Source organism: Streptomyces sp. PTL18 (assembly GCF_059510295.1).
In genome coordinates this window covers 20,553-32,959 of record NZ_JCAJZO010000009.1, presented here as the reverse complement: position 1 = coordinate 32,959, position 12,407 = coordinate 20,553, and the positions used below count along the sequence as shown (strand labels likewise).

The 12,407-nt window shown below is 74.6% G+C and carries 12 protein-coding genes; all 12 read left to right on the top strand.

Annotated elements, in window-relative coordinates; genetic code table 11:
• Positions 1-22: 22 nt before the first annotated feature.
• Positions 23-463 carry a phage tail protein gene (locus AC5WS8_RS18810; protein WP_496104564.1) on the top strand — a complete coding sequence of 147 codons (441 nt, stop codon included), beginning with the start codon at positions 23-25 and terminating at the stop codon, positions 461-463.
• Positions 460-951 carry a hypothetical protein gene (locus tag AC5WS8_RS18805; protein WP_496104563.1) on the top strand — a complete coding sequence of 164 codons (492 nt, stop codon included), beginning with the start codon at positions 460-462 and terminating at the stop codon, positions 949-951. The genes AC5WS8_RS18810 and AC5WS8_RS18805 overlap by 4 nt, the downstream gene beginning before the upstream one ends.
• On the top strand, positions 948-1,106 hold the full coding sequence (locus AC5WS8_RS18800) for a DUF6760 family protein (RefSeq protein ID WP_496104562.1): 159 nt from the start codon (positions 948-950) through the stop codon (positions 1,104-1,106). The genes AC5WS8_RS18805 and AC5WS8_RS18800 overlap by 4 nt, the downstream gene beginning before the upstream one ends.
• A 4-nt stretch (positions 1,107-1,110) precedes the next feature.
• Positions 1,111-4,143: a hypothetical protein gene (locus AC5WS8_RS18795; protein WP_496104561.1), complete on the top strand. Its 3,033-nt coding sequence runs from the start codon at positions 1,111-1,113 to the stop codon at positions 4,141-4,143.
• 108 nt (positions 4,144-4,251) lie between these two features.
• Positions 4,252-4,677 (top strand): phage tail protein, encoded by a 426-nt coding sequence (locus AC5WS8_RS18790; protein ID WP_496104560.1) that lies wholly within the window; start codon positions 4,252-4,254, stop codon positions 4,675-4,677.
• Positions 4,678-4,732: 55 nt separating this feature from the next.
• Complete coding sequence (locus tag AC5WS8_RS18785) at positions 4,733-5,452, top strand: CIS tube protein (RefSeq protein WP_496104559.1); 720 nt, start codon at positions 4,733-4,735, stop codon at positions 5,450-5,452.
• Positions 5,449-7,275 carry a VgrG-related protein gene (locus AC5WS8_RS18780; protein ID WP_496104558.1) on the top strand — a complete coding sequence of 609 codons (1,827 nt, stop codon included), beginning with the start codon at positions 5,449-5,451 and terminating at the stop codon, positions 7,273-7,275. The genes AC5WS8_RS18785 and AC5WS8_RS18780 overlap by 4 nt, the downstream gene beginning before the upstream one ends.
• A gap of 115 nt (positions 7,276-7,390) precedes the next feature.
• On the top strand, positions 7,391-7,708 hold the full coding sequence (locus tag AC5WS8_RS18775) for a PAAR domain-containing protein (RefSeq protein ID WP_496104557.1): 318 nt from the start codon (positions 7,391-7,393) through the stop codon (positions 7,706-7,708).
• Positions 7,708-8,130, top strand: a complete 423-nt coding sequence (locus tag AC5WS8_RS18770) for a GPW/gp25 family protein (RefSeq protein WP_496104556.1) — start codon at positions 7,708-7,710, stop codon at positions 8,128-8,130. The genes AC5WS8_RS18775 and AC5WS8_RS18770 overlap by 1 nt, the downstream gene beginning before the upstream one ends.
• Positions 8,130-10,091: a putative baseplate assembly protein gene (locus AC5WS8_RS18765; protein ID WP_496104782.1), complete on the top strand. Its 1,962-nt coding sequence runs from the start codon at positions 8,130-8,132 to the stop codon at positions 10,089-10,091. Before AC5WS8_RS18770 ends, AC5WS8_RS18765 begins: the two co-directional genes overlap by 1 nt.
• Positions 10,088-10,651 carry a phage tail protein gene (locus AC5WS8_RS18760; RefSeq protein WP_496104555.1) on the top strand — a complete coding sequence of 188 codons (564 nt, stop codon included), beginning with the start codon at positions 10,088-10,090 and terminating at the stop codon, positions 10,649-10,651. Before AC5WS8_RS18765 ends, AC5WS8_RS18760 begins: the two co-directional genes overlap by 4 nt.
• 382 nt (positions 10,652-11,033) lie before the next feature.
• The gene (locus AC5WS8_RS18755) at positions 11,034-12,305 is read left to right on the top strand and encodes an NADase-type glycan-binding domain-containing protein (protein ID WP_496104554.1); all 1,272 of its coding nucleotides are present in this window, start codon (positions 11,034-11,036) and stop codon (positions 12,303-12,305) included.
• Positions 12,306-12,407: the final 102 nt, after the last annotated feature.

Below are 12,407 nucleotides of genomic sequence, written 5' to 3'. Positions count from 1 at the left end.
CAAGGAAAGGTGACAGACAGTCATGGCAGAGGGCGATGCTCTTTCCACCCACGTCTTCGGCGTGCAGCTGGGCGGCTACCGGGTCGAGTCGATCCAGGAGATCAGCGGGCTCACCGTCGAGGAGGACGTCGTCGAGGTCAAGCAGGTCAGCGATCAGGGCAAGCAGATCATCCGCAAGCAGCCCGGCGCCCGGCAGGCCGGCGAGGTGACGATCACCCGGGGACTCGACAAGAGCAGCGAGTTCACCAAGTGGATCAAGGAGACCCTGAACAAGGGCGCCGTGTCCTCCGCGCGGCAGAACCTCACCATCGAGATCATGGACTCCGAGCTCAACACCGTCCGCCGTATCCAGCTGATGCAGGGCTGGGTGTCCAAGTGGGAGGGCCCGTCCCTGAAGGCGGGGGAGTCGTCTCCGGCCACCGAGTCCGTGACGATCGTGTTCGAGGAGATCACCCTCGAATGAGGCGCCGAACGGTCACGGCGGGCAACCTGGACGAGATCCTCGCGATGACGGCGCCCGCCCAGGCGGCGCAGCAGGCGGAGACCCCCGCCACCGCCCCGCCGCGACGGGAGGACCACGGGCTGCGCACCGAGTTCGAGTTCGAACTGCCGCGCGGCTACGTGGACGAGGCGGGCACGGTGCACCGGCACGGCGCGATGCGCCTGGCCACCGCCCGTGACGAGCTCCGTCCGCAGATCGACCTGCGGGTCAAGGAGAACCCGGCGTACCTGAGCGTGGTGCTGCTGAGCCAGGTGATCACCCGGATCGGCACGATCACCGATGTGCACGCCGGGATCGTGGAGCGGATGTACGCCACCGACGTCGCCTTCCTCCAGGACTTCTACCGCCGCGTCAACAGCGAGGGCCACACCCGTGCCGCGGTGACCTGCCCGCACTGCGAGGGCGGCTTCGAGGTCGACCTCTCGGGTGGGCGCCTGGGGGAATCGTGACGTACGCCCTTCCCCGGCTCCGGGAGGAGGTCGCGTACATCGCCTATCACTTCCACTGGCAGCGCGAGGAGATCCTCGACCTCACCCACGACGAACGCCGGCAGTGGGTGACCGAGATCGCCCGTATCAACACCCGCATGAACGAAGGCGGTTGAGGACATGGCATGGCGGGACTGGTGGCGCCGCCGGGCCGCCGAGGACGGCCCGTCCGGCGCGAGCCCGGACCGGAACGCACCCGGCGACCCGGGTCCTCCCGTGCCCGGCGACTGGGACGGGGGATGGCGCCGCACCGCCGCGCCGGAACTCACCGTGTCCCGCGCCCCGCTCGGTGTCAGCGACGGCCTCGCCTTCCGCGCGGGCCTGGCCGCCTGGCAGAACCCGGCCTTCGACAGCGGCCTCGGCCACGCGCTGCTCCCGGCCGCTCCGACCGGACTGGTGCACGGTGTCACCCGCCCGGCGGCTCCTCGGCCCACCCACACCGCCGGGGGGCCGCTGCTGCTCAGGGCACTGCGGCCGGAGGGGGCGGACGGTTCGGGGAACGGGGCCCCGGATTCCGGGACCCCGGACGGGCGGACGGCCGCCCCGACCCCGCGGGCTGCCCGCCGGACGGGCCCGACGGGCCGGAAGGCAGGCGTGGCGGCGCCCCGGCCGGGCTCGTCCGCCGTACGGCCCTCCGGTGGTGCTTCGGAGGACAACAGCGCTCCGGAGGACAACGGCGCTCCGGATGACAACAGCGCTCCGGGAGAGAGGGGTTCGCGCGACGACGCCCCCCGGACCCGTGGCCTCACACCCTCGGATTCCCCCGCCGTGCTCTCCCCGCCGGTTCCCGCGGTCCGACAGGCCGCGCAGCCGGGCACCGGCCCGGTCGTGGCCCCCGCCGACACCGGCGGCCGACCGGCCGTCTCCGGCACTCCGCTCGTGCGACGTGTGGCGGTGGTTGCGCCCGCAGCCGCCGACGGGGTGGCGAGCCGGGCCGCCTCCAAGCCACGGCCCGGCGCGTCCGGGCCGAACTCCGGCCCTGGCACTGCGGTATCGGCCGGTTCCGGGGGCCGTACGCCTGCGGCCCCGGCCGTCCATCGCGCCCCGGAGGGAACGACGGCGGCTCGGCCCGCCCGCTCCAGTGGCGAGGCGTCCCGCCCCGCCCGCTCCAGTGGCGAGGCGTCCCGCCCCGCCCGCTCCAGTGGCGAGGCGTCCCGCCCCGCCGTCCGGCCGCCCGCCTCGCCGCCCGGGCCCGAGCCCGCTCGGCAAGGCGGGCAGCCGGAGGTATCCCGTGCTTCCGGCCCGGCCGAGGGCCGGCCGGCGGTCCGGCTCGGCTCCCTGGGGCCTCCACTGACCGTCGCCCGGCGCCCGGCCGGACCGGTGCGCCGTGTCGCCGCGGTGCGGTCCTCCAGCATCGCGGCGCCCGACACCGCCACAACCGCTGTCGCCTCCGGTACGGCAGCACCGTCCCCTACGAGCGCGGGCTCCACCGCCCCCGTACAGCGCACCGACGCACCCGCAGGCAGCCGCCCGGCCCTCGGCGCCCCACTGAGCGAACTGCCCGCCACGGCAACCCGGTTGGCGCAGGACGCCCCGGTAACCGGCGCGGCAACCGCGTCCGGCGCGCCGCTGCCCGTCGTCCAGCGCCAGGCCGACACCCCGGAGCCGTACGACGGCGGTTCGAGCGGGACGAAGGGAACATCACCGGCTCCGGCTGCCCCTGCCGACACTCTTCGTCGGGCCTCCGCCGTCGGCGACACCGGCGCACGTGCCCGCGGCGGCCTGGGCGCGCCCCTGCCCGCGCTGCCGCCGAGCGCTGAGTTGCCCGGTGCGGCCCCGTCCGGTGCCCGCGCCTCCCGTACGGCGTCCGGCCCGGACGTCCAGCGTGCTCCGGTACGTCAGGATCACGGCTCCGCAACGGCTCCGGTGCCGCCCGCCGGTGCCGCGCCCCGCGCGCCGGGAGCGGACGCCCCTTTGCTGGGGACGGTCGACGTCCAGCGCCGCCCAGCGGACGATTCCACCAGGGGGAGCACCACCAAGGCAGCTCCCGCGCACGCGAACGGGCCCGCCACGCCGCTGGTCACGCCGCCCCCGGCCGCCGTGGCCGACCGCCCGGCACCGGCGGACCCCGTAGCCGGGGAAGGCGCGGCGGGAAACGCGCGACGCCCGGGCGGGGCGTCCGGTGGGCCGAGCTCCGACGCAGCGGGCTCCGGGGCGGCGGGCTCCGGCGCAACGGGTTCCGCCACGCAACGGTCCCAAGGCCCCGCGGCCCCGGGCCCGGTGGTCGTGGCGAGGGCCGTGGCCTCAGGCACCACAGGCGCCCGGGACTCCGGCTCGGCAGGCACGCTCCCGCTCACCGTGACCCGCTCCGCAACGCACTCCGCCACGGCCGGGCCCCGCACCCTGGCCCTGCTCGCCGCCCGCCCGCTCACCCTGAGCACCCGGACCCCGGAAGGAGTGGCGGCGCCCGCCGCCGCCCGCTCCGGCGGCCGTCCCGTGGTGGCGGCGCGCCGGCCCGCCGCACCGGGTGCCTCCCCGGACGACACCGCGCCGAGCACCGCACCGTCCGCCGGGGCCTCCGGGCGCCCGGCGCCCCGCCCGTCCGCCCCCGTCCCGGCGCGCCCGCACGTCCGGCGGGTCACGACCGCGCACCCCGGACCACAGGGCGAGGACACGGCTGCGCGAACGACCACCTCCTCTGCTCCCGTTCAGCGCGTCCCGGTGGTCCGTCCCGCGCCGCTCCGCCCGGCGACCACCGCCGTACCGGCGAAGTCCCTGCCGGTGACCGTCCCGCAGGCGCCGCCGCTCTCGGACCCCCCGACGGCTTCCCCGGCAGCGACGGCGACCGTCCCCGTGGTCCGGCCAGGGACCGTCGCGCCGAGCCCCGGGCCGGCTACGGGGCCGGCCACCCCCGTTCAGCGCGACGCCACCGGCACGGGCGGTGGCGACCTGCTCAAGGGCGTACAGGTCAAGCAGGTACCGGCGCGCGGCCGGTCGCGGCCGCCGGCCGGGTCTTCGGCGTCTTCCGAGCCGTCCGAGTCCTCCGCCTCGGGCACGTCAGCCGCCCGCCGCCCCGGGGCCCCTCAGGACGACCCCGGCCTCGACCTCGACGACCTGGCGCGCCGCCTGCTCGACCCCGTGTCGCGGCTGCTGCGTACCGAACTGCGGCGCGGTCGTGAACGCACCGGCCGTCCCTACGACGGACGCCGCTGAGGGCACACGACGGACGACGAACAACCGACCGACAACCGACCGGCGACCGACCCTGACGACCGACATACCGACCGACCGACTGACGAGTGACTGACTAGTGGCGGACGCATGACCGACAGCATCTTCGCGACGAGCGTGTTCTTCCGGCTCGCGATCGGCGGCAACGACCTGGGCGCCTTCCACACCTGCTCCGGCATGGGCGCCGAGGTCGAGATGGAGACGTACGCCGAAGGCGGCAACAACGGCTTCACCTGGCAGCTACCCGGCCGCGTGACCTGGTCGAACATCACGCTCACCCGGCCGGTCACCGCCGACACGGCGAAGATCGCCCGCTGGCTCGACGAGACGCTGAAGCGGGTGGAGCCCAAGGACGGCGAGATCGTGGCGCTGAAACCGGACCTGACCCGGATCATCAGCTGGCAGGTGTCCGGGATCGTTCCGGTGCGCTGGCAGGGCCCGTCCTTCGACCCCGCCGACTCCCGGGCGGCGGTGGAGACCTTGGAGATCGCCCACCAGGGGCTGCGCCCTTCCTGAACCGCTCTCACACATCCGTTCCCCACGTGTCCGTTCCCGGAAAGGAGGTCCCGCCGTGTCCCCAGCCCGTTCCAGCCGGACCCGGGCCCAGCTGACCCTGAAGGAGCCCCCGGCCTCCGTCGGTGCCAAACCCGGCGGGACGATCGCACGGTTGAACCTGCAGTTCAACCCCTCCACCCTTCAGCTGCGCAAGACCACCGAGTGGCGGCGCTCCCCGTCGCGGATGGCGGGGCAGTCGGCGCTGCCCGAGTTCGTCGGCAGCGGTCCGCGCGAGCTGAGCCTCGAGGTGTTCCTGGACGCCACCGCCACCCACGACAACTCCGTGGAGCTGGCCGTGGAGAAGCTGATGAAGGCGTGCGTGCCGACCCCGGCGAGCCTGGGCCGCAAGAAGCCGGCCAGCCCGTGGGTCCGGTTCGAGTGGGGCACGGCGCGGACGACGTCGTTCGACGGGGTGCTCTCCAGCCTGGCGGTGACGTACACGCTGTTCGACGTGGACGGAAAGCCGCTGCGGGCCACCTGCGCGCTGTCCATCGAGGAGGCGAGCGTCGACCCGCCGGGCCAGAACCCGACGTCCGGCGCGCGCACCGGGCGCAGCACGCACACCGTCGTGGCGGGTGACAGCCTGGCGCTGCTGGCCTGGCGGGAGTACGGGGACGCGACGGCCTGGCGGGTCATCGCGGAGGCGAACGACATCGACGACCCGATGGCTCTCGTGCCCGGCGCCGAACTGGTGGTGCCGGGCCTGCGCGACACGGGCGCCGAGGAGGATCAGTGACCACACCCGAGGCGCGCGGTGGCCGGTCGTTCGCGGCGGACCCCGTCGTGGAGGCGCCGGGCGAACTTCCGCGGATCTGGGCCGCCCAGCTGGTGAGCTGCGTGGTGGACGAGAACGTGGACCTGCCGGACACGGCGGTGCTCACCTTCCGCGACCCCGACCACGAGTTCCTGCAGGCGACCGGCATCACCATCGGCACCCCGCTCAAGGTGTCGGTGGTGACCGTGTCCGGGCAGATGCGCGAGCGGCTGTTCACCGGCGAGGTGACGGCCCTGGAGCTGGACCGGGACGGCACGGGCTCCTTCACGGTCGTGCGTGCCTATTCCAAGGCGCACCGCCTCCAGCGGGGCCGCAAGGTGGTGGCGTACCGCAACATGACGGCGGCGGAGATCGTCCGCAAGGTGGCCGCCGGGGCCGGGCTGGCCTGCGGCAGGGTCGACGCCGCGCCGGTGACCTACCGGCAGCTGTCGCAGGCGAACGTGTCCGACTGGGACTTCCTGCAGTTCCTGGCGGGGGAGAGCGGCGCTCGGGTACGCGTCGACGACAAGGGGCTGCTGCAGTTCACCAGGCCGCAGAAGGCGTCCGGCGCGCCCGCGCCGTCGACCCCGGCCACCCGAAACCCCATGGTGCTGGAGTACGGGCGCAACCTGCTGGCGCTGCGGGCCTCGCTGTCGGCCGCGGACGGCGCGTCGCAGGTGGAGGTGCGCGGCTGGGACGTCACCACGAAGCGGCCGCTGGTGGCCCGGAAGGCGTCGGTGACCAGCGGCACGGTGGTGCCGGGACTCAGTCCGACGGCGGGCGCCTCCCGGTTCGGCAGGTCGACGAAGCTGACCGTCACGGACACCCCGTACCGCACCCAGGCCGAGACGAAGGCGGTCGCGGACGCCGTTGCCGCTCAGGTCAGCGCCGGATTCGGTGAATTGGAGGCAGTGGCCGAGGGCAACCCCAAGCTGCGGGCGGGCAGGCCCGTGGCGCTCGGCAACGTCGGGCAGGACTTCTCCGGCCGGTACACCGCGACGGCGGTGCAGCACGTCCTCGAACCGCACGGCGGGTACCGGACCACGGTGTGGGTCAGTGCCAGTCCGGACCGCTCCCTGACCGGGCTGGTGACCGGAGCGAACGCGCCGAGCCGCAGCCCGCGCATGCCCGGCCTGGCGACCGGTGTGGTGACGGACGTCCGTGAACCGGGCGGCGCCCAGAGTGGCGCGGTACGGCTGAAGTTCCCCTGGCTGGACGACAGTTACGTCACCGACTGGGTGCGCACCGTGCAGTGGGGCGGCAAGGGCGGCGGAGGCGTGGTCAGCCCCGAGGTCAACGACGAGGTCCTGGTCGGCTTCGAACAGGGCCTGCTGGACAGTCCGTATGTCATCGGCGGCCTCTACAACGGCGTGGACAGGCCCTCGCCGCACGACGTCCCGCTCATCGACAAGACCAGCGGGAAGGTCAACCGCCGTTCCGTGGTGTCGCGTTCGGGACATCGGGTGGAGCTGTTGGACGCCAGGGCACCGGGCCCGTCCGGACTGAGACTCGTGACCGGTGACGAGCGCCTGGAAGTACGCCTCGACGACCGGCGGGACCGGATCGAGCTGACGGTGAACTCCGGGCGGGGCAGCCCCCTCACCTCCATCGTGCTCGACAGCACGGGCATCACCCTGGACGCGCGGCAGGGCACCGTGACCCTGAAGGGCCGGCAGGTGGACATGGAGGGCACGACCGGGGTCCGGATCGACGGCGCCTCGGTGAAGGTCACGGGCAAGACGGACGTCAGCGTCGACGGCGGTCTGCTGGGCGTCCTCAAGGCCAAGCTCATCCGGATCAACTGAAGGCCCGCACACCCCGCACACCCCGGTCGACGCGACCCGAAGCCCCCCTGACCGACGCGACCCGAAGCCCCCTGACCGACGAGCCCGGATCCGTAACCGACGAAAGGAGCACCGCATGCCGGCCGCAGCCCGTTCCGGTGACCCCACCAACCACGGCGGTGTGATCGCCACACCGCCGGCCGGCGCTGCGGCGGCGGTCGCGAGCGTGCTCATCGGCGGCCGCCCCGCCGCCGTCGTGGGAAGCCTGCACACCTGCGCGATGCCACCGCACCTGGCCCTGGGGCCGGGCAACGTGGTCATGCCCGACCCGGCCGCGCTCGCCTCGGGCGAGGTGCTCATCGGCGGGCTGCCGGCCGCCCGGATGCGCGACAGGACCACGTGCGGCGCGATGATCTCGGGCGGCGACCCGACCGTGCTGATCGGGGGCGTGTGATGAGCGGGCGGTTCATCGGCCGCGGCTGGGGGTTCCCGCTGCGGGTCGGGCCGACCGGCGGGATCGGCATGGTCGAGCGGGAGCGGGAGATCGAGGAGGCGATCCGCCTGGTCCTGGGCACCGCGCCCGGAGAGCGCCCCATGCGCCCCGAGTTCGGCTGCGGCATCCACGACTACGTCTTCGCGCCCGGCGACGGCGCCACCGCCGGACGTGTCGCGCAACAGGTGCGCGAGGCCCTGGAGCGGTGGGAGCCGCGCATCGCCGTGGACGACGTGGTGGTCGCCTTCGACGCCGTCGAGGACGGCACCCTCTACATCGACGTGCACTACACGCTGCGTTCCACCAACGACCGGCGCAACCTGGTCTTTCCCTTCTACACGATCCCCTCCGAGGAGGGGGCCGAGGAATGGGGCGCCGACTGATGGCCCTGCCCTCCCCCAACCTGGACGACCGGCGGTTCCAGCAACTCGTCGACGAGGCGAAGCGGTACGTGCGCCGGCGCGCCCCGGAGTGGACCGACCACAACGTCTCCGACCCGGGCGTCACCCTGATCGAGACGTTCGCCTATATCGTGGACCAGCTGCTGTACCGGCTGAACCGGGTCCCGGACAAGAACTACACCGCCTTCCTCGACCTGCTCGGCATCCGCCTGTTCCCGCCGGCCGCGGCCGTGGCCGAGGTCGACTTCTGGCTGTCGGCGCCGCAGCCCGACACGGTGACGCTTCCCGCGGGCACCGAGGTGACCACGGCGGGCGGTGAGGGCGACGAGGCCGTGGTGTTCACGACCACCGAGGAACTGCGCGTCCTCCCCAGCGAGTTGACACGTCTGGTGACCGCGCCCCGCACGGGCGAGCAGACGGACCGGACCGGGGAGCTGGCCGAGGGCCGCCACGTGCCCGTCTTCCAGGCGGCACCCCAGCCCGGCGACGCGCTGCTGTTCGGCCTCCCGACGGCGGTGCCGCGCTGTGTGGTCGCGGTGCGCCTGGACAGCCGCGTCGAGGGCATCGGCGTGGACCCGCGCCAGCCCCCGCTGGTGTGGGAGGCGTGGGACGGCGGCGGCTGGCAGGTGTGCGAGACCGGCGAGGACTCCACCGGCGGCCTGAACCGGCCCGGCGAGGTCGTCGTGTACGTACCGGCCGGGCACACGGCGGCGGTGATCGGCGGGATGCGGGCCGGCTGGCTGCGCTGCCGGGTCACCGAGGCGGAGCCGGGCCAGCCGTTCTACTCGGAGTCCCCGACGGTGCGCGAGGCGTCGGTGTTCACCGTGGGCGGCACCATGTCCGTCGAACACGCCGAGACCGAGACCGACGTGCCGCTCGGCACCTCGGAGGGGGTCCCGGGCCAGACGTTCCGGCTCGGGCGACCGCCCGTTCTCCTCGACGGCGAGCCCCCCGTGGTGGAGGTGTCCTCGGCAGAGGGCTGGCAGCGCTGGGACGTGGTGGAGCACTTCGGCCGCTCGGGCCCCGCCGACCGTCATGTCCAAGTCAACGCCACCACCGGCGAGTTCACCTTCCCACCGGCGTTGCGCGAACCGGACGGCACGCTGCGGCAGTGCGGCGCGGTGCCGCCCAAGGGCGCCCGGATACGGGTGACCCGCTACCGCACCGGCGGTGGCCCCGCCGGCAATGTCGCCCGCGGCGCGATCTCCGTACTGCGCAGTTCCGTCCCGTACGTGGCGCGGGTCGTCAACCGGGAGGCGGCACGCGGCGGCGTCGCCGGCGAGACCGTCGCCAACGCCAAGCTGCGGGCACCGGACGCCCTGCGCATGCAGGAACGCGCGGTCACCGCCGAGGACTACGAGATCATCAGCCGCCGGGCCGCCCCCTCGGTGCGCCGGGTCCGCTGTCTGCCCGCCACCGGCGGCGCGGGCGCGGTGCGGGTCCTGGTGGTGCCGGACGCAGTGGCCGACGAGGGCGACGACCGCCTCCGCTTCGAGCAGCTCATCCCCACCGACCAGGTGCTCCAGGCGATCACCACGAGCCTGGACGAACGACGCCTGATCGGCACCCGCCTCGTCGTCGAGCCGCCCGTCTACCAGGGCGTCACCGTGGTCGCCAGGCTCGCGGCGGCGCCGGCAGACACCGACCGCGTCCGCGACGCGGCCCTCGCCGCGCTGTTCCGCCACCTCAACCCGCTGGTCGGCGGCCCCGACGGCACCGGCTGGCCCTTCGGACGACCGGTCCAGTACGGCGACGTCTTCGGCGTCCTGCAACGCGCCACCGGCAACACGCTGGTCGAGGAGATCCTGCTGTTCCCCGCCGACCCGATCACCGGGCGACGCGGCGCACCGACGGACCGCATCGAGGTGGCGCCGGGCGCGCTGGTCTTCTCCCACCAGCACCAGGTGGTCGTCACGGCCGTGGAGCCGGAGGCCCGGGGATGAGCCGCGCCGCGATACCCGGTCTGCCGAGCCGGTACCCGATCGGTGGGCAACTGCCCGCGCTGTACGCCGACGACGACTTCGCGCAACGCTTCACGGCCGGACTCGACACCGTCCTCGCCCCGGTGTTCGCCACCCTCGACAACCTGCCCGCCTACCTCGATCCCCGGGTGACACCGGCCGACTTCCTCGCCTGGCTGGCGTCCTGGGTGGGCGCAGCCGACGACCCGCAGGGGCCGGTGGAGCGGCGCCGTGAGGCGGTGGTCCGCGCGGTGGAGCTGCACCGATGGCGCGGCACCGGACGCGGCCTGGTCGAAGCCCTGCGGCTCGCCCTCGGCGTCCATGCCGAGGTCACCGGGGACGGCGGCGCGGTGTGGTCGAACACCGCCGGTGCCGACCTGCCGCCCGAGTCCCCCGCCGAGGTCCTGGTCCGGGTGTGGTCCGATGACGAGGCGTGGGTGGACCCGGACAGGGTCCGCGAGGTCGTCAGGGCCATGTGCCCGGTGCACACCGCCTGCCGGGTGGAGGTCCTCCCCGGCCCGCCCACCGACGAAGGGAGGTGACGCCATGCGCGCCTGTCCCGCGTGCGGGGCGTCCAACGGCTCCACGGACGACTTCTGCGGCAACTGCGGGGCGTATCTGGGGTGGTCGGACAGCACGCCGGCTTCGGGCACGTCGGCTTCGGGCCCGTCGTCCGGGTCGCCGGCATCGAGTACGCCCGCGGGGCCGTCGTCCCCCGGCGCGTCCCCGCCACCGTCCGCCCCGAGCGCGCCCCGGCCGTCGGCTTCGGAGCCGCCGGCGGCGAGCACACCCGCCGAGTCGTCGGCGCCGGCCACACCGGCGCAACCCCCGGCCGGCGCGGCCGCCGCTCTGCCGGCTGCCGCCCCCGCGGCGTCGCCCCCGGTGGAGGAGCCGGCGTCCTCCGCGCCCGGCCGCGGTCCGTCATTGCGTACGCGGCTGACGGCCCGCGTTCGCGGCGAGGCGCGGGGGGCGAGCACGGGGCCTGCCGCGGGCCCGCGCTCGGGGAGCGGCGACAGCGACCGCGAGGGCTCCGTGCCCGCCTCCGGCCGGGACGGGACGACAAGCCCCGCACCCCGGACCGGCCCCGACGATGCCGACGCCGGGCCCTCCGCTCCCGCCCCCCGCTCGACAGCCGGTGATGACAGGGCTTCCCGCACCGACGAGGGCTCGCGCGCCACCGAGGGCTCCCGTACCGACGAGGGCTCGCGCGCCACCGAGGGCTCCCGTACCGACGAGGGCTCGCGCGCCACCGAGAGCTCCCGCGCCCACGAAGCCGCCCGCACCGGCCAAGTCGCCCCCACGCCCCCGGCGGCGTCGGCTGTCCGCCCTGCTCCGGCCTCCCCACCCGCTGCCGCCTCCGGGAACACGCCGGGCCCCCGGCCCCCGATCGCCCCCACCCCCGAGCAGCCGGCTCCCGCGCCCATCCAGCCCGTGCGACCCGCGAAGCCGGTGGCTCCCCGCCCGGTCGTACGCCCCGTGGAAGTGCCCGACGAGGTGGCAGGCGCGCCCTGTCCCTCCTGCGGTACACCCAATCCGCCGGACCGCCGGTTCTGCCGTCGTTGTGCGGCCGCGCTGAAACCCGCCGCGAAGCCCGAACCGCTGCCCTGGTGGCGGACCGTGTGGCCGTTCCGCCGCAGGGCGAGGGCGGGTTCGGGCAGGGCTGTGCGGTTCCTGGTGATCACGGCCGTGGTCGTGGCGCTGTGCGCCGGCGGTCTCCTGCTGCTCCCCGCCGGACGCGCGCTGTTCCAGGACACCCGGGACAAACTGGGCAAGGCCCAGTCCATCACCCCGGTGGACACCGAGGCGAGCGCCGAGTCCCCCCGGCACCCGGCGAAGAACACCACGGACGGACTGAGCAACAGCTACTGGGGCGCACCCGCGCCGGGCGCCTCGGTGACGTACACCTTCCGCAAGCCGTTCCGCCTGGTCGACCTGATCATCACCAACGGCCCGTCCGCGGATCCGGAGGGGTACGCCCGCGAGGCACGCGCACTCCAGATGGACCTGGAGGTGACGACGCAGAACGGCGAGCAGCAGCACAAGCAGCTCACCCTCAGCGACAAACCGGGCCCGCAGACGATCCCCACCGGCATCAGCGACGTGAAGACGGTACGCCTGGTCCTGCGCTCGCCCGTGGGCCTGGGCCCGGGCCGTCAACTGGCGCTGGCAGAGGTCGAGTTCTTCCAACGAAGCTGATTCACCGCCACCCGCGCCGGCACGTGACCTTCCGGAGGTCCGGACCCCGGCCGGTGCCGGGCGGGTGACGCCCTGGAGACGGCTGGACCGGCGGGCGGAGGG